Below are 18,242 nucleotides of genomic sequence, written 5' to 3'. Positions count from 1 at the left end.
CCAATTTAAAATATTAAATATTAAATATTAGAACACTAAATCAACAATTTTATTATCTTTTACAAGTCCAAAATCTGTTATTTTTAACTCTGGAATTACAGAAAGCGTTAAAAAGGATAATGTTAAAAATAAATCCTCATTATTATATATGGCATAATGTTTTGTTTTTTTAGTTATGGACTCGATTTTTTCATAAATATACTCTCCATCATCCCCCATAATTCCGGCAATATTTAATCTAACGGACTCTAAAATTTTTCCATTTTCAACAGCAACAAATCCACCATTAATATCCTTTAAATGATTTACTGCAATGGATATGTCCTTTAAATTATTTCCAACAACTACAACATTATGACTATCATGGGCATAAGATGATGCAATAGTTCCTTTTTTTAATAGATGAATTAATCCCTTGCCTATTCTATTGGTTCCTTTATGTCTTTCTATAACATATATTCTATTTAATTTATTTTTATTTAATTTATCCACTGTTTCGGAAACTTTTAGTATATTTTCTTGGGTAATAAGTGAATTTTTTATGGGATTTATTACCCTTGCCGATTTTTTTGGTTTTATATCTATATCGATACCTTCAATTAAAAAATCCTTTTCTGATTTGTAAGAATAATTCATTGAATTATATTTAAGATAATCATATTTTATATTTTTATGGTTGTTGGTATAGTTTATATAGTGCGGAGCTCCTTTTTTAAATAAATCATATTCTTCCAAAAATTTTCCTCTTATCATTACCTTATTTATTTTAAAATCAGTTAAATCTTCAAATATAATTAAATCTGCATTATTTGAAGGTTTTATTCCAACATCAAAACCAAAATAGTTTGCTGGATTAATAGTTACCATCTGGATAGCTTCAACTGGTGAAACATATCTTGTAGCTTTTTTTAAGGTATTTACTATATAACCATTTTTTAAATCCTTAATTGATATATCATCACTTACAAGCATAATATTTCTAATATCATTTAGTTTGTCCCGTATTTTCAATATATCAATATTTTTTGAGGCTGTTCCTTCCCTTACCATTAATTTAAGTCCCAACCGTATTTTTTCAAGGGCTTCCTTTTCTGAGGTGCATTCATGGTCTGACATTATGCCCATTCCAATGTATTTATTTAAATCCAACCCTGTTAGTTGTGGGGCATGTCCATCTATTAGTTTTTTATATTTTTTTGTAATATTTATCTTTTTTAATAATTCGCTATTTTCATTTATTACACCGATGTAATTCATTACCTCCCCAAGTCCAAGAATTTTATTTTTATAGGTTTCATCTTTAAATATATTTTCTATAACTTTTGATGTAATTCTTGTTCCACTTGTTTCGAGCTCCGATGCAGGCACACATGAAGGGACCATACAATACACATCAAGAATACGAGCGTCATTTAACATAAATTTAATACCTTCTATACCTTTAACATTAACTATCTCATGAGGGTCAATAACCACCTTTGACACGCCGTTTAAAAGAGCATATTTTTCAAATTCTGAGGGGATTATATGTGATGATTCTATGTGTATATGACCATCTATAAATGTAGGAGTTATAAATTTTCCATTTAAATTTATTATATGGGCATTTTTAAAATTATTTAAATTAATAGTATCATAATAATCTACAAAATCTATTTTATCTCCTTTTATACCAATATTTCCCTTTAAAATTTCCCCAGTATACACATTTATTATATTGGCATCCTTTAATATTAAAACCATAATTGCACCCAAAATAAGTTTAAATTAATGTAAAAAATGAAAAAATAATAAAACTAAAAAAATATACTTTATACTATAAATATTAAATATTGGCTGTAATCATTAATTTTATCAAATCATTTTATATTATTTTATTATTCCATTATATTATTTATATTTTAAGTGCTATTAAATAAATATTAATCTATTGAATTTATTATTTATGGTAATTAATAATCTTAATTATTTTTATTTTTATTCTTCATCGTCATATTCATCAGTATTTCCAAAGATTTCATTTAATTCATCCTTTAATTTTTCTTTTCCATCTTTTGTTCTCTTTTCATATAGTTTTAATGGCGTAAATGCCTTATATATTTCATTTTCATCAATACCCATATCTCTAGCCCTTGCCTGACAGATTCTTATGGCAATATCGTTCAAAGAGGCGTCTATGTTATCTGCATAATGCAACAACCATCCCTCTATTGAATCTGGTTTCATAGCTCCATATTCTCCATGATGGGAAGCTACTATTTTTATGAGCTCCATGGGAAACCCCTGTTTATAGAGCTCTGCAACTGCCAAGGTAAGATGCTCCAAATGGAAATTTGGTATATGGTCATATTTTTTTGTTTCATCATTTTCAATATAATTTTGTGGTTTCATAATATCGTGAAGTAATCCTCCCGCTATTATTAAATTCTTATTTATATTCAAACCATACACATCTTCAAGAGCTTCAGCCATCTTTAATGCCATTTTCGTGACTGCCAATATGTGTTCAATTAACCCTCCCTCATATTTATGATGCCATTTTATACTAGCTGGAGAGTCTTCAAGAGATATATGCGTATCTTCAATATCTTTATGAGTGGGAAGAGGATTTTTTATAAAGTTTATAACTTTATCCCTTAAATCTTTATTTTCTATTTTTTCTGCCAATTCAAATAAATCATTTATAGTATACCGTTTTCTTTCAGATTTCTCCATTTTTAAGTTATTTTTTAAGTTATTTTGCATTTATACACCTTTTTTTATTTTATTTAAATTTTTTATAATTTTATAGTATATCTAACTATTTTTTATTTTAATTTATTTTATAACTTCTTTATTTTTTATAAAAAACATATATAGATTATATTAACTAAAACATAAAAAATAAAAACGTAATATATAAAATATAATATAAATATAATATAAAATATGATATAATTGGTGGTATAATGATAGAGCTCGCAAAAAAACATCTAAAAAAAGTCCTTAGAGTTTGTGGTGCCAATAGAAATTGTCAATATTATCCATGTCATTTTGATGGACAGGTATGCTTATGGTGTTATTGCCCATTTTACCCATGTGGAGATGAGGAACTTGGGGAAATGATTAAAAGGAAGGATGGAACAGAGATTTGGAGTTGTATGAATTGTATATGGGTGCATAAACCAGAAGTTGCATGCGAGATATTGAGGGAAATTTTAGAGCTCACAAAAGATAAGGAGATTGATGAGGCAATTGGGATATTAAATAATAGGGAATTGATGATGAAAATTAAAGAAAATGTTGAAAAGAAGGTTGGAAAAAACAACAATTTATAAATAATACATTAAAAAAGTATAGTATGTTATAGTATGTATATATTATAATGTAGTATAATATAGAGAGATTTTATTTTATTTAACTCAGTATAACTAAGATGTGATGTATATGATTGATTTTAATTATTTAACTATTGCATATATTATTAATTTTGTCCTTTTAGCTATAGCCTCTTATACAGACATTAAAAAAAGAGAGATTCCACATATCATCGTTATTTTAATGTTATTGATAAATTTACCCATTGGATATTATTTATTTGGTATTGAATCTATTTGGGCATTTTTTGCAACCTTAATTTTATGTTTGATACTTGGAATAGGTATGGGTGGTGGAGATATAAAAGTATTTACTGTATTAGCTCCACTGTTTGTAGGTGGTGGAAGTATATTCCATATTCCAAAATCCATATTACTTTTAATAGGAATAAGTGCAGGATTGGCGGCATTATATCCTATGACCAATATATTGAAGAGATATTGGAAGGATATCATTCCCTCATCAACAGGTTTAGCTGTGGTATTTGGTTTTTTGATATATCTATTAAATCATTATCATGTTCCATATGCAACGCTTTTCCTTTGGGCTTATATTATAATTTCAATAGTCATATCTCGAAAAATACCGAAATATAAAGATATTATAAAAAAATCAGGTTATTTAGCACCAATTTATTTAATAGGATTATATTTAGTGGATAGTAATTATTTTATAAACAACAATATTCTCCTTTCATTTTTTATATATTTAGGTGAGCTCACCCTTATATCCATAGTAATTTATGCTTTAACAGGTGCAGAGATATCCTCAAAAAAACCCATATCTGAATTAAAGGAGGGAGATATATTAAGGGATATGGTTTATTTAAAGGATAATAATGTTAAAGTAGAAAGTGCAAACATTTTAAAAAGATTTAAGCAAATGGTGAATGCAGAATTGGGAAAAAATAATGAGTACGATAAAATAATTATGACCGATGGGGAAGGACTATATAAAGAAGATGTAGGGCTCCTGCAAAATTTACATAAAGAAGGAAAACTACCTGATGAATTGAATATAATTACAACATACCCATTTGTTCCATTTGTATTGGTTGGTTATGTGGTGATTTTGATAATTCACTATTATTTTAATATATTTTAGATATAAATTTTAAAAATAAGGTGGAAATATGATTTTGCTAAAAGACGGGGTAGAATACATACAATACAATATAAATATGAGAATGAATTGGAGAAAATGGTTTTTGAGCACCACAAAGAAATTTTTGGAGATAATATATTATTATTTAATAAATCTAAAATAAAAACGATGGCTAATGTTGGAACTATCCCCGATGCCTTTGTAGTGGATTTAAAAAACAAAAATTGGTATATTGTTGAAGTAGAATTAAAAGACCACGATATATGTAGTCATGTAAATTCTCAAATTATGAGATTTTTAGACGCCATTGACAATCCAAATACTAAAAAAGAATTGTCAGATAAATTTTATAATGAAGTTAAAAACGACCCATATAAAAAAGTAATATTTGAAACAAACAATATTAATGAGATTTACAAATATATATTTGATATAATAAATACGAGACCTTCAATTGTAATAATAATTGATGAAATAACCAATAAAGTTAAAACGGGCTCAATGGATTATCAAAATACCACGATATAAAGACAATAGAATTTAAAACATTTAAAAGAAAAAACTCTAACTGCTTAGAGGAACATATTCATCTGTTTAATAAATTATATACTTACAATAAAGAACCACGAACCAACAACGGAAATACCGATAAAAATAATAAAAATATGCATAACATTAATAATAAATCAAATTACACAGAAGAATATCATTTAAATGGAAAACCCAATAATATTGTTGAATTATACAACGAATTAAAAAAACAAATTTTGAAGATAGGGGAGATTATATTTATAATACCACGTCAAAAATATATTGCTTATAAAGTATCAAATAATTTTAAAGGAACTTTTGTAAATATAACTTTCCAGAAATCAGGAATTGAATTAAATTTGTGTTTTGGAAAAGATAGTTATGGCAACTTTAAAAGAAAGTATCAAAATAATGATATGATTAAGCGGTGGAATGATAAGTATAATTACTGCGTTATGTACTTGAAAAAAAATAATGAATTAGATAAAATAATTCCATTAATAAAAGAATGTTATGAAATAAGAAAAAGAGATTTAAAAAAATAGATGTATAAAATTTTAGGAATTTTTTAGGAGCTCCTATAATTCACTATTTCTATACTCTATTATTTAAAGAATTTCACAAATGCATATAAATTTGTAAATGGGTGTGGTGGGCATCCTGGAATATATAAATCCACAGGTAATATTTTATCAACGCCTCCAACTACTTCCTCATTTTCCCTAAATAATCCACCTGATATAGCACAAGCTCCAACTGCTATTACACATTTTGGAGAAGGGATGGCGTTATATGTTTTCATAAGTGCGAGCTCCATATTTTTGGTGATAGGTCCCGTAACCACAAGACCATCGGCATGTCTTGGAGAAGCTGCAAATTTAATGCCAAACCTTGATAAATCATAAACTGGCGTATTTAACACATTTACATCGGCATCGCAGGCATTGCATCCACCTGCACAAACATATCTTAGATATACGGATTTTCCAAATAATTTTTTTATCTTTTTAATTTTTGAATTGTCCATTTTAGGTTCTTTTAATATATCCTTTATTATTAAATCCTCTCTTTTTAAGGCAAACATCCTATAATCTCTTGTAAATTTTATAAAATCCTGTTTTATAGTTTGACATTTGCCGCAGAATAGGCATTTACCTAAGTCAAGAGTTCTATCCTCTGGATTTACGGCACCTGCTGGACAGAGTGAAGCTACCTTTTGCACATCCTCATCTGATGCATCCTGATTTAAAACGGGTCTTCCTCTGTATGCTTTTGGAAGGTTTATTTTATCGCTTGGAAATTCGACAGTTCTATATCCCTGTGTTAATCTATTTGTAATTACATTGTTAAATATACTCATAGTATCCCCTCATTAAAGGTCAAAACCGCAGTATGATAAATTAAAACTTTTATTACAAAGTGGGAAATCATATATTCCTTCATTTCTAACGGCTAATTCAAGGGCATTCCAGTTATGGAATGAAGGGTCTTTTATTTTATATCTAATTATCCTTCCGTTTTCGTCCGTTATTATACAGTGGGAGAGCTCACCCCTCCAAGCTTCTTCCATAGTAACTATGAAGCTGTTAGGTTTTAATGCTATTTCCGATTCTATATCTGTATTATTATTACTACTATTATTAATTTGAAAATCTGCAACTTTAAGAAGACCTATACAAAAATCTATTGAATTTATCGTTTCTTTGAAGTATGTTTTTGCCCTGGAACTAACAGCACCATCTTTTCTAACTACGATTTCTATACCTCGGTCATAGATGTCCTTAGCATTTGAAAAACTCTTTCTTACATCGTAATTTATTCCTGAGGCTCTACCTGCTGGACCTACCATGCCTATTAATTTGGCAGTTTTAGTATCTACCATGCCTGTATAGTCAAATCTTCCAAGAACCTCTGGATTATCAAGCATTAGGTTTCCAACATCTATAACTTCTTTTTTAAGAGTTTCAAACCTTTTTATGAGCTCTATTATCTTATCATCGTCGAGTTTAAAAGGAGCTCCGAATGGTCGTACTGAGCTCCTGCCAAATCTATTACCGCATATCAACACAAACATGTTGAGGAAGTCCCCTCTAATTCTACCATAATATGCTGCTGTTGGTAAATAGCCTGCATCTCCTGCAAGACCTCCAAGAGTTCCAATATGATTTGCAATTCTTTCTATTTCAAGTAATAATCTTCTATAATTTAATAAATGTTCATCCGTATTGTAATCGCATAATCCTTCAATGGCTTCTGAAAAACAAATGCTATTTCCAATTACAGTATCCCCTGCTACTGACTCAATTAATGGAGGCAATATATTTTTTTTGCAGTTCATAAGTTGTTTTTCAATGCCCCTATGTTGATAGCCATGCACCATTTCGAGGTTTAGAATTTTTTCACCTATGCAGTTAAATCTAAAATGTCCTGGTTCTATAATTCCTGCATGAACAGGACCCACTGCAACTTGATGTATTTCTTCCCCTTTAACTTCGTAAAATGGATAATTTCCAGGAATTGATTTATTATAATCGTTGCCAAATGCGTCCTCATTTCCAACATAATTTTTATGGTATCTAACGGATTTAAACCATGGATGATTTTTTGGAATAATACCATACTGTTCTGCAATTTCTCGTTCGAACATTTGAAATTTTACGTTATACTGTGAAAGTGATTCGTAGGAGTTGGAAACTATCGTGCTTACCACATACAATCCATCTTCGTTTCTTAGAACAGAATAAATTATATATTTATTATTACTATTATTTTCAATATTATTAATTTTAGCAAATGGAACTGCAAAATGATGAACAATATACCCATTTTCTGTAAATTTTAAAACTTTCTCTTTAAATTCCTCAAATGATAATACTGGTATGTCATCAATATTTACGGGCACACCATTGTGTATTTTTAAGAATCCCATTCTATTCACCTCAATGCAATAGGAAATTTAATAAAATGTCTTGATATGGACTAAACATAAGTGCAGTAATTACTAATGAAATAATTAATAATGTTAAACTTGGTGCATATAAACCAAAACTTTCTTTAACTGGATTAAGTTGATTAATTGGATTTGAAGTATTATAACACATCTGAATGATTTTTTTGGAAAATCCTGCTATTACTAAGATTAAGCCTGTTATAAATAAGAATCCTATTAAATAATAATGATTGGCAAATGCCCCAAATATTATCAATAATTCACTTAGGAATAATCCAAGCGGTGGAAATCCCATAATACCAATAGCTCCCAATGTGAATGCAAACGCAGTTTTTGGTAATAGTTTAAAGAAATTTGTCACCTTTGAGATATCCTTTGTTCCATATTTAATAAGCATATTTCCTGTGGCTAAGAATAAGGCACATTTTATAAGGGAATGGTTTATCATGTGAAATATTGACCCTAACAATGCAATTCCTCCAATTCCTGTTCCCAATGCAATAATGCCCATGTTTTCAATACTTGAATAGGCAAGCAATCTTTTGTAATCCTTTTGAGCAGGCATAAATGCAGCCGCTATAAATACCGAGAATAAACCAAGAGCCATAAGCATGTGATTTGTAATGTTCTCCAATCCAAAATGTCCTGCAAGAACATTGAATTTATATATTGGTAAGAATGCACAGTTTAACAGAGCTCCGGATAATAAAGCAGATGCTGGACTTGGAGCCTCACCATGGGCATCTGAAAGCCATATATGCATTGGAGCAAGACCAACTTTTGTACCATAACCTATGAGAATAAATACAAATCCAAGCAAAAACCACAGTGGATTTATTGTTCCAGTGTATGCCATAATATTGGAGAATAAAAGACCTGATAACTGTTCAGGCTGAGAAATTGACTGTAATGTTATAAATGAACCTAACAATGCAAGTGAAATCCCAACAGAACATGTGATTAGATATTTCCAGGTTGCTACAATGGATTCTCTTGATTTATGTAGGAATATCAATGGAGCACTTGAAATTGTGGTGGCTTCAATGGCTATCCAGGTAAGTATTATATGGTCTGAAATTGCCGCTAAACTCATTGCTGATACAAAGAATAACAACATGGAGCTGTAAATATTTTCTGATTCATAATGTGAGTTTTTAAGATAATCTATGGAATAATAAGATACCATTAAGAATAACAAAGAAGTTATACCAAGCACTATTTTTCCAAGAGGTGTAATAAATATATAGTCCTTTAACATAATGGTTTGGCTTGGTTCAATGCAGATATATGCGGTAATAATAACCTGCACTATCGCCGCTAAAAAGGGAATATATCTCGTGAATTTTCCCTTTATAAAATATGCTACAATACCGGCTAATGCTGGAATTATAACAACCAATTCATCCATAATATACGCCTCGTTTTTGATAAATATTTTATATTTTTCTTCGTTCTACTCTCTTCTTACTATTGTTTTATTTTTTATTCTAACTTTTAATTATTTTAATTTAATTTAGTTTATTTTAATTTAATTTACTCTAATTTTTTCTATTTTTCTATTTTTTATTTATTCTATCCATTTTTTTATTTATTTTATTATTTTTCTATTATTTTTCTATTTTTTTACGGTCTTCGGGGATATATAGTTGATTTATCTGATTAATTAATATGGTCATAAGCATTACACATATAAGAATATCCAGAAGTATTCCAAATTCAACAACATATTGCATGTTTTTTCCAATCATTAAACCTACAACAGATATACCATTTTCAAGCATTAAATATGAAGATACCTGTGTAATTGCCTTTTTCCTAGCCATTAAAAGGAATAACGCTGGTATTATTAAAGTCATTCCTCCAATAAATAGTAATTTTTTAGTTATATCAAAATCAAGATATCCTGACCAAATATAAGCTATGGCTATAACAATTAGTCCAAATAATAAGGATGCCCTATATCCAATTAATGGATTCAATTCTCTCTTAATATTACCTCTTCTCGTGGCATATACAAGAAAACTTGGTATAAATAAAGACCTTATTATTAAAGTGCTTAGGGCAATAATTAATCCATAAGTGGTTATATCTCCGCCTTCAAGAACTATCGTTAAGGTAGATACTAAAAAACTTTGAAGAGCTACTGTTTTTACCAATGAGAATAACCTATGAGTAGATAATGCAAATAATACTGTTCCAATTATAAATGCAATAATTAATTTTTCACAATATATTATTTCAATCATTTATTCCACCCCTATGGAGAATATCAATGCAAGTGTAGCAATTGCAAATGATGTCATTAAGAAAGTTGTATTTTTTGGAATTTTATACCTTACACCAATGGATTCAATAATTCCTACGGCAAAGGATACTACAAGCAAGCCTGCTATAAATACCAAATAATTCAGAGCTCCGATATTAAAGGCTACTGGAAATATCAATCTTGAAAGTATTCCTCCAAAGAATATGAATTTTAGAAATGTCCCAAGTTCCATTAACCCCAAATCAGGACCGCTATTATCGAGAATCATTACTTCATGAATCATGGTTAATTCCAAGTGTGTATCTGGGTCATCAATTGGTTTTCTTGCATTTTCTACAATCAGTATCATAAACATAACAATTATGGATAATATGGCAAATATTCCAGCCTGATGCCACAATACCTGAGCTCCTACATTACCCAAGATGCCCATCAAACTCGGAGCTCCTGTAAGTTTTACCGCCAGTATAAATGTCATAAATAAAGAACCCTCTGCTAAGAACGACATAAATGCCTCTCTGCTTGCACCCATTCCCTCAAATGATGAGGCTGTGTTTAATGAGCTCAGCAATAGAAAGAACCTACTTAGTGCAAATAAATATACTACAACTATGAAATCATAAGAAAATGATATAATTGGTGTTTCTCCTGCAATTGGAAAGAATAACAATGCTATTAAATATACTGCAATTATAATTAAAGGGGCAAATCTAAATATCCAAGTAGTATTTTTACTATATACAAGTCCCTTTTTTAAGAATCTTACTAAATCGTAGTATTTTATAAACAGAGAAGGTCCCTTTTTGCCCACCGATAATGCCTTTATCTTATCTATAATAGCTAAAAACAGTGGAGCAAGTGAAATCGTGATTATATAATATATTATTGATTCTACAATGTATGCCATTCTACCACCTTACTAAATAAACATAGGATAGGAGTATCGTCAAAATTACAACTACATATCCCACATAATAATTGAAGTTTCCATCTTTGATATATCTCAACAATGATAATATTACTGAAATCGGTTTTACCAATAATACTTCGAATATAGCCTCAGCTAAATCTTTACTATGGGATTCATAACTTGCTTCATTTGGAAATACTCCCTTAATCTGTTTTTTATGCTCGTTTATAATTACAAATGGTTTAAAGAATTCTATTATCGGGCTTGCATAGGATGATGCAGTGTATTGCATTTTTACCGTTGGATTACTATATCCACAATCCCAAGTGCCTGCTTCAACAATAGGTTTATTTCTGTAAGTTAATGTTCTCAATAATACCAATAATGCCGTTAATGCAATTAATATCAAATAAATTACTGTAAGGTGTGGAAATACTGAGATTTGAGGACATATATCAATTCCTGCAAGATTTGAACCATATACTATTTTTGTAATTGGATTTACAAAGAATATCGGAAATATACCAATTATAATACAGATTAATGCCAGTGTTATTTGAGGGATAGTCATAACCTTTGGAGATTCTTTGGCGTTTTCTGAGGCTTTTGTTTTAGGAGCTCCTAAAAATGATATTCCCAATACCTTGGTGAAACATGCCGTTGCAAGACCACCTATAAGTGCTAATGCAATAATTCCCAATGTGGAAGCTATTAATAATCCAACTGAGCTGTTAAGTCCATTAAATCCACCCATGTATATTAGGAGCTCACTTACAAATCCATTAAATGGTGGTATTCCAGATATTGCAAGAGAACCTATAAGAAAAGCCAAACTTGTTATAGGCATTCTTTTCATTAATCCTCCCATTTCTTCTAAGGAGTGTGTTCCAGTGGCTTTTATTACAGCACCAGCACCCATGAACAGCAATGATTTAAATAAGGCATGGTTTAAAACATGGAGAAGAGCTCCTGCAAATCCAAGCAACATCATGATTTCATTGTTGTAATATTTTCCAATTAATCCAATACCTAAACCTATCAATATGATACCGATATTTTCTACACTGTGATAGGCAAGCAGTTTTTTAATATCGTGTTGTGCAAGGGCATAAGCCACTCCAAGAATTCCTGACAATATACCTAATATCAATATCATATATCCAATATAGATATTATTTATCCCAAGATTCAATAATAACATTATAATTCCATAAATACCCATTTTAATCATAACACCAGACATTACGGCTGAAACATGACTTGGTGCCACAGGGTGAGCATAGGGTAACCATGAATGGAATGGAAATACTCCTGCTTTTGATGAGAAACCTACAAATCCAAGTAAAAATATTGCTATTTTTGTAATGTCCGGTATATTTGAAAAACTGTCAAAACTTATAGAACCTGAGCTCATATAAGCCAAGGCAAATGATGCAAATATGAACATTCCGCCTGCATGGGTATATATTAAATAGATATAACCAGATTTTTTAACTTCTTCTTTGAATCCGTCAAACATTACTAATAAAAATGATGAAATCGACATTAATTCCCAAAATAACAAGAAAACAACACTGTTGTTTGAAATTGTAACTCCAACCATTGAAGCTACAAGCACTGCAAAATTTAAATACTGGAATCCTGTTGCCAATTTTCTTTTTTTATCGTCCATATATCCATAACTGTAAATTGCAGCCATGATTGAAATTAATAGCACCACACCTGAAAAGAACATTGTTAAAGGGTCTATTTTAAAACCAATTGGAATTATACTTCCTACTAAGTAATTCAATTCATAGGATTTATTGCATAGTATTACCATTATTGAATTATATAATCCCAATAATGAACCTACTGAAATAGTTAATATTGCTATTATTTTTGATAATTTAAACCATTTTGAGAATAGAGCTCCGAATAGACCTCCCAATATAATAATAGCCATACTTACAAGCATGCTATTGTCCTCTAATGAATTATTACATGGATTGTTTAATCCATTGACTACATTTACACCTGATTCTGCTATTACAGGCGATACAAACATAAATATCATGCCTGTCAAAATCAACAAATATTTTAATTTCTTCCTTAAATTTGGTTCTAATTTTATAGCTTCCATTTTAATCACTTTTTTAATTTATGGTAAAGTTAGATTACATTACACCATCCTATATATAACCATTTCGAAAATTAAAATCTGTTTAATACAAATAAATAGAATTTAACTTATATTTAATTAAATATTGAAAATATCATAATATCTATAAAATAATTATAAAATAGGTATTATATAACATTTTGTAATTCACTTACCCTTTAAATATAAAAATAAAATAAATAAAAAAATAATAAAATATAGAATAAAAAACTAAATAAAAAAATAATAAGTAAAAAAGAGATAATAAAATAAAAAAATAAAAAATAAATAAGACTATACAATAATTTATTGGATTATGGCAATTCCATCTATTAATCCGTCTATATCGACAGTTTCTACAACTTCTCCTTTGCTAAATAATGCTCTTTTAACACTTTTAATATGTTCCTTTGTTAATAATCCAAATTCTGTTTCAATTCCTTCATTTAGCATTTTTTCAATAGTTCCTTCATCTGCGTTTTTTATGAATTCCATAACTTTTTTAGAGTCTTTTTTAAATTCTGGACCTATTTTTGATTTGTTAGGTATAACTTCAACAATTTTCTGCTCTAACTCTGGCTTTCCATTTATTATATTCAATTCTTTTATATTCAGGGCTCCTTTTATATCTTCAACTACCTTTAACATTCCTTCATATTCGTTATTATCCAAAACATATATTTCAACATTTCTGAGTTCAGTATTTAAAGGCATACCTTTATTAGATTTATATCTTCTTATGGATGCAACGGTATTTTTAGCTAACTCACCGATATATTCATTTTCTTCACTTATTAGATTTTCATCAACTACGCACCATGATGTGTGGAGATTATCTACTTTATAAATATATCCAACTACATCGGCAAAATGTGGTGCAAATGGAGCCATAAGTTTTAATGTGTTTGTAATTACTGTATATAAAGTATATTGTGCGTTAAATTTAGAAATTTTTGCTTTTTCAGTGTTTTCTTTATTATACAACCTATATTTTACCATTTCGATATAGTTATCACAGAGCTCATGCCATACGAACTTTTGGATATCTACTATTGTGTTGAATTTGTAGTTATTTAGGTCTTCGCTGACTTTTTTAATTAATCTATTCAATTTACTTAATATCCATAAATCAACAGGATTGTTTAAAGTAATATTAATGTTTTTAATGGTATCGATGGTTTCATCATCTAAATTCATCTTTGCAAATCTTGAAGCATTCCAGAATTTTCTTAAAAATCTATATCCAAAATCTACCTCCTTCCATGCAAACGGAACATCATTTCCAAGGGTGCTGTTTGCTGCCCACAATCTTAAAGCATCAGAACCGTAATTTTTAGTTATTTCGAATGGTTCTACAATATTTCCCCTACTTTTACTCATTTTATATCCATCTTCGCCAAATACCATTCCGTTTATAACTATTTCATCCCATGGTTTTTTATCGGTTAATGCTATGGATTTTATAATGGTGTAAAATGCCCAGGTTCTTATAATATCGTGACCTTGTGGTCTTAGTTGAACTGGATAGTGGGATTTGAAAAACTCATCGTCATCCAACCATCCAGCTATTACCATTGGAGTAATAGATGAATCCATCCATGTATCCAATACATCAGTTTCAGGGATTAAATTTTTATTTCCGCATTTACATGTGTAGGGACATTCTTTTGTTGGGTCTATTGGGAGGTCTTCCTCCTTAGCCACAATTATTTCACCACAATCTGGACAGTACCATACAGGAATAGGGGTGGCAAATAATCTCTGCCTACTTATGCACCAATCCCAATCCATATCCTCAATCCACTGTAATAATCTTGTTTTCATGTGTTCAGGCATCCATTTAATCTCATCTGTGGCTTGTTTAACTTTTGGCAATAGTTTTTTAACATTTACAAACCACTGGTCTCCAACAATGATTTCAATAGGTGTTTTACATCTCCAACATACGCCTACATTCTGTTCTAATGGCTCTTGTTTTATTAAATAGCCCTCATTTTTAAGGTCTTCAATTATTTGTTTTCTTGCATCTTCTGTTTTCATGCCTGCATATTTTCCACATATTTCTGAGAGCTCACCTTTTTCATTGATGGCTTTTTTAACTTCAAGACCATGCCTATTTACCCAAACAACATCCGTTTTATCCCCAAAGGTGCATACCATTACAACCCCAGTTCCAAATTCCTTCTCAACATCCTTATCAGGATATACCTTAACCTCTTGGTTGAATAATGGAACTTTTACAGTTTTTCCAACAACATCCTTGTATCTCTCATCCTCAGGATGCACCACAATACCAACGCATGCTGCCAACAATTCGGGTCTTGATGTTGCTATTTCTAAGAATTTGTTTTCATCTTCACTATATGGGAATTTTATATAGTTTAATTTAGATACCCTATCTTTATAATCCACCTCTGCAAAGGCAATTGCAGTTTGGCATCTTGGACACCAATTTACAGGATGTTTCCCTCTATATATCAATCCCTTATTATACATTCTTACAAATGCAGTTTGGGATTTCTTAACATAGTCTGGATTCATAGTAATATATTCTCTATCCCAGTCTATGGATATACCAAGGGATTTAACCTGCTCTCTCATCTTTTCTATATTTTCTTTTGTGAGCTCTACACATAATTTTCTAAATTCATGCCTGTCAATATCGGATTTTGTAATGCCATGGATTTCTTCAACCTTAACTTCTGTTGGAAGACCGTGACAGTCCCAACCCTGTGGAAACAACACATCATAGCCGTTCATTCTTTTAAATCTTGCTATAATATCCATGTATGTCCAGTTTAAAGCATGTCCTAAATGCATTCTCCCCGTTGGATATGGTGGGGGAGTATCTATAATATAGGGAGGTCTTTTTTCATCATTTTTAAATTTATAAATTTTGTTTTCTTCCCATTTTTTTTGAATTTCCTTTTCAAATTCGATGGAATATTCCTTAGGCATTTCCATGTTTTCCCTCTATTGCATTTACTTAAACATTTCTTTTTTTCGTTTAGCAATTTATATATAAAAAATATAAAAAAATAATAACAAAAATTAAATTATAATAGAAATATAAATTATATTTTAAAAAGATTATGTTTTATTATATTTTAACTTATAAATTTATATTCTATATTCTATAAATTCTCAACATTATATAATATGGAGTGGTATGGCATAGGGTGAGCTCGACCGAAAAGTATATATATAACTTCTGATTATGTAATGATGCAAGTAATTGAGCAGGGGTTGCCAAGCCTGGCCAACGGCGCTGGACTTAAGATCCAGTCCCATAGGGGTTCGGGGGTTCAAATCCCCTCCCCTGCACTATTTTTATTTTAGATAAATATATTTATTAATTTATATATATCATTTATTTAATTTATACATTATTTTTAGGTTCCAGCCGAAGCGAAGCGAGGTTACTTTTGATGCAACTTTTTCGAGCGATAGCGAGAAAAATCAGAAAAAATCCTAAGGATTTTTTACTGCCTATGGCATCATATAACTTGACAAAACCTTTTCAAGGTTTTGTAAGTCAGCGAATCCAAAGGATTCGCTTCGAATTCACGAAGTGAATTTTGAGATTTTTAAAAAATATAGGGTAGTTTTTATTCTAAAACAAAGGATATTATAAAAATAAAATAAAAATATTAAATAACTAATACAATTAGAATGTTTTTATTTCTCCGTTTATTATTTTATTCCTAACTTCTGGAATGTTATCCAACCATCTTTCAGCTATTTCTTTTGCTTTTGGTTCTATATCTTTTAAATCACAGTTATCCTCAGTAATAACTTCAATATCAAGAATTTTTGGCTCGTTTATTGGTTTTCCTATTTGACTTAATATCCTTACATAACATTCTTTTACTCCATCGAGCTCAGCCACATCGTGTGCAATAATATTTGCCAATATGTTGTATATTTTTCCGATGTGGTTTATAGGGTTTTTACCACTTGTGGCTTCCATACTCATAGGTCTAAATGGTGTAATTAATCCATTTGCCCTATTTCCCCTTCCAACAGAGCCATCATCTCCCATTTCTGCGGAAGTCCCTATTACTGTTAAGAATATACAGTTATCATCGTCTGCTGTGTTTATACATACCTCAACTTCATAGCCATCGGCAAGTTTCTTTGCCAATTCTTCCACTTTTGCCTTAGCCTTCTCTTTTACTTCATTGTATTCTTCAACTGAATTTACATATCTATCTACAACTGCCATGGCAATTGTTAATGTAATTTTTTTACCTTCTCTTAGCCCCATAACTTTTATATCTTCTCCAACAGCAGGGAGCTCCTTCTTCAACTCATCACTGTTTAAAAGTTTTTCAGTTTCAAAAACGAGTTTTTCCGTAACACTAAATGGAGCATGACCTACACCAAATGAGGTATCGTTTGCTAAGGGAATGTCTGTTTTTTTTCTATCAAATACATCCATTAAATCCACAGAACCCTGTCCGATTCTACAATCTACAACAACATCCTTTTCTAAGTCGGCATTTCTTAAAACCTTTTTTAAATAATTTCTTGCAGCATTTACTGCAACAGTTCCAACTGGAAGTTTAATAATTTCATTTTTCTCCTTATCTAAAATTTCCATGGTAGCCCTGCCTGACAAAAGGATATATATTGGGCTCACCATATTACCTCCACCTAATTTTGGGTAGGCATGCCCACCTACGAGCTCTACCTGGTCAGTATTATGGTGGAGTATTGTTCCCATTTTTTCCTTATACATCTTACATAATGCAGCACTTACACTTTCTGCTATACCATCACAGATGCTGTCTGGATGCCCTAATCCCTTTCTTTCTACAATTTCTGTTGGTCTTTCTTCTATCGGTGTAGTATCCAATTTTTTAACCACTATATTTGCCAATTACATCACCTATATTAAAAAATTTAAATTATACCTTAAATTAAATCATAAAATATAATAAAAAATGTATTATTTAATAATTTCTATAAAATTGATTTTATT

Annotated in this window: 14 protein-coding genes and 1 tRNA gene; 5 read left to right on the top strand and 10 right to left on the bottom strand. The window is 30.0% G+C overall.

Translation table 11 applies throughout. The features are described 5' to 3' along the window. Positions 1-27 precede the first annotated feature (27 nt). On the bottom strand, positions 28-1,743 hold the full coding sequence (gene ade / locus METOK_RS01715; RefSeq protein ID WP_013866521.1) for an adenine deaminase: 1,716 nt from the start codon (positions 1,741-1,743) through the stop codon (positions 28-30). Between the two features lie 234 nt (positions 1,744-1,977). Next, positions 1,978-2,745, bottom strand: coding sequence for an HDIG domain-containing metalloprotein (locus tag METOK_RS01710; protein WP_013866520.1), 768 nt, complete (start codon positions 2,743-2,745; stop codon positions 1,978-1,980). 203 nt (positions 2,746-2,948) lie between these two features. Here METOK_RS01710 and METOK_RS01705 point away from each other — a divergent pair, with 203 nt between their 5' ends. The 4 genes from METOK_RS01705 to METOK_RS01690 all read left to right on the top strand — a co-directional run bounded on the left by METOK_RS01705 (position 2,949) and on the right by METOK_RS01690 (position 5,537). Then, positions 2,949-3,317: a cysteine-rich small domain-containing protein gene (locus tag METOK_RS01705; protein WP_013866519.1), complete on the top strand. Its 369-nt coding sequence runs from the start codon at positions 2,949-2,951 to the stop codon at positions 3,315-3,317. A 109-nt stretch (positions 3,318-3,426) separates the two neighbouring features. Further along, positions 3,427-4,461, top strand: coding sequence for an A24 family peptidase C-terminal domain-containing protein (locus METOK_RS01700; RefSeq protein WP_013866518.1), 1,035 nt, complete (start codon positions 3,427-3,429; stop codon positions 4,459-4,461). Positions 4,462-4,557: 96 nt separating this feature from the next. After that, entirely contained in the window at positions 4,558-4,989 is a 432-nt protein-coding gene (locus tag METOK_RS01695) for a hypothetical protein (RefSeq protein ID WP_048057831.1), read from the top strand. A gap of 137 nt (positions 4,990-5,126) precedes the next feature. Then, positions 5,127-5,537 (top strand): DUF5655 domain-containing protein, encoded by a 411-nt coding sequence (locus METOK_RS01690; protein WP_048057830.1) that lies wholly within the window; start codon positions 5,127-5,129, stop codon positions 5,535-5,537. Between the two features lie 59 nt (positions 5,538-5,596). Here the strand turns inward: METOK_RS01690 and nuoB are convergent, their stop codons facing one another. The 7 genes from nuoB to METOK_RS01655 form a co-directional block, all read right to left on the bottom strand. Beyond that, on the bottom strand, positions 5,597-6,352 hold the full coding sequence (nuoB, locus tag METOK_RS01685; protein WP_013866517.1) for an NADH-quinone oxidoreductase subunit NuoB: 756 nt from the start codon (positions 6,350-6,352) through the stop codon (positions 5,597-5,599). Positions 6,353-6,364: 12 nt separating this feature from the next. Beyond that, positions 6,365-7,921, bottom strand: a complete 1,557-nt coding sequence (locus tag METOK_RS01680) for a hydrogenase large subunit (protein WP_013866516.1) — start codon at positions 7,919-7,921, stop codon at positions 6,365-6,367. 10 nt (positions 7,922-7,931) lie between these two features. After that, positions 7,932-9,350 carry a proton-conducting transporter transmembrane domain-containing protein gene (locus METOK_RS01675; RefSeq protein WP_013866515.1) on the bottom strand — a complete coding sequence of 473 codons (1,419 nt, stop codon included), beginning with the start codon at positions 9,348-9,350 and terminating at the stop codon, positions 7,932-7,934. Positions 9,351-9,549: 199 nt separating this feature from the next. After that, positions 9,550-10,188, bottom strand: coding sequence for a hypothetical protein (locus METOK_RS01670; protein ID WP_013866514.1), 639 nt, complete (start codon positions 10,186-10,188; stop codon positions 9,550-9,552). Next, positions 10,189-11,115, bottom strand: a complete 927-nt coding sequence (locus METOK_RS01665) for a respiratory chain complex I subunit 1 family protein (RefSeq protein WP_013866513.1) — start codon at positions 11,113-11,115, stop codon at positions 10,189-10,191. 1 nt (position 11,116) lies between these two features. Beyond that, the gene (locus tag METOK_RS01660; RefSeq protein WP_013866512.1) at positions 11,117-13,240 is read right to left on the bottom strand and encodes a proton-conducting transporter transmembrane domain-containing protein; all 2,124 of its coding nucleotides are present in this window, start codon (positions 13,238-13,240) and stop codon (positions 11,117-11,119) included. 324 nt (positions 13,241-13,564) lie between these two features. Further along, entirely contained in the window at positions 13,565-16,222 is a 2,658-nt protein-coding gene (locus tag METOK_RS01655; protein ID WP_013866511.1) for a valine--tRNA ligase, read from the bottom strand. A gap of 275 nt (positions 16,223-16,497) precedes the next feature. Between METOK_RS01655 and METOK_RS01650 the strand changes: the two genes are divergently transcribed. Beyond that, a tRNA-Leu gene (locus tag METOK_RS01650) sits at positions 16,498-16,582 on the top strand. A gap of 343 nt (positions 16,583-16,925) precedes the next feature. On the opposite strand, the gene METOK_RS01645 is transcribed toward METOK_RS01650, so the two are convergent. After that, positions 16,926-18,140, bottom strand: coding sequence for a methionine adenosyltransferase (locus METOK_RS01645; RefSeq protein WP_013866510.1), 1,215 nt, complete (start codon positions 18,138-18,140; stop codon positions 16,926-16,928). Positions 18,141-18,242: the final 102 nt, after the last annotated feature.

Source organism: Methanothermococcus okinawensis IH1 (assembly GCF_000179575.2).
Taxonomy (GTDB): Archaea; AGJL01; Methanococci; order Methanococcales; family Methanococcaceae; genus Methanofervidicoccus; species Methanofervidicoccus okinawensis.
Note: the sequence above shows the minus strand (reverse complement) of the source record. Positions and strands in the feature narration are given on the sequence as shown.

What these genes read in the sequence shown, in the direction of transcription:
- METOK_RS01705 (WP_013866519.1), top strand. Translation starts at nt 2,949, where the DNA reads ATGATAGAGCTCGCAAAAAAACATCTAAAAAAAGTCCTTAGAGTTTGT.
- METOK_RS01665 (WP_013866513.1), bottom strand. Translation starts at nt 11,115, where the DNA reads ATGGCATACATTGTAGAATCAATAATATATTATATAATCACGATTTCA.
- METOK_RS01695 (WP_048057831.1), top strand. Translation starts at nt 4,558, where the DNA reads ATGGTTTTTGAGCACCACAAAGAAATTTTTGGAGATAATATATTATTA.
- METOK_RS01690 (WP_048057830.1), top strand. Translation starts at nt 5,127, where the DNA reads ATGCATAACATTAATAATAAATCAAATTACACAGAAGAATATCATTTA.
- METOK_RS01710 (WP_013866520.1), bottom strand. Translation starts at nt 2,745, where the DNA reads ATGCAAAATAACTTAAAAAATAACTTAAAAATGGAGAAATCTGAAAGA.
- METOK_RS01655 (WP_013866511.1), bottom strand. Translation starts at nt 16,222, where the DNA reads ATGGAAATGCCTAAGGAATATTCCATCGAATTTGAAAAGGAAATTCAA.
- ade (WP_013866521.1), bottom strand. Translation starts at nt 1,743, where the DNA reads ATGGTTTTAATATTAAAGGATGCCAATATAATAAATGTGTATACTGGG.
- METOK_RS01700 (WP_013866518.1), top strand. Translation starts at nt 3,427, where the DNA reads ATGATTGATTTTAATTATTTAACTATTGCATATATTATTAATTTTGTC.
- nuoB (WP_013866517.1), bottom strand. Translation starts at nt 6,352, where the DNA reads ATGAGTATATTTAACAATGTAATTACAAATAGATTAACACAGGGATAT.
- METOK_RS01680 (WP_013866516.1), bottom strand. Translation starts at nt 7,921, where the DNA reads ATGGGATTCTTAAAAATACACAATGGTGTGCCCGTAAATATTGATGAC.
- METOK_RS01660 (WP_013866512.1), bottom strand. Translation starts at nt 13,240, where the DNA reads ATGGAAGCTATAAAATTAGAACCAAATTTAAGGAAGAAATTAAAATAT.
- METOK_RS01670 (WP_013866514.1), bottom strand. Translation starts at nt 10,188, where the DNA reads ATGATTGAAATAATATATTGTGAAAAATTAATTATTGCATTTATAATT.
- METOK_RS01675 (WP_013866515.1), bottom strand. Translation starts at nt 9,350, where the DNA reads ATGGATGAATTGGTTGTTATAATTCCAGCATTAGCCGGTATTGTAGCA.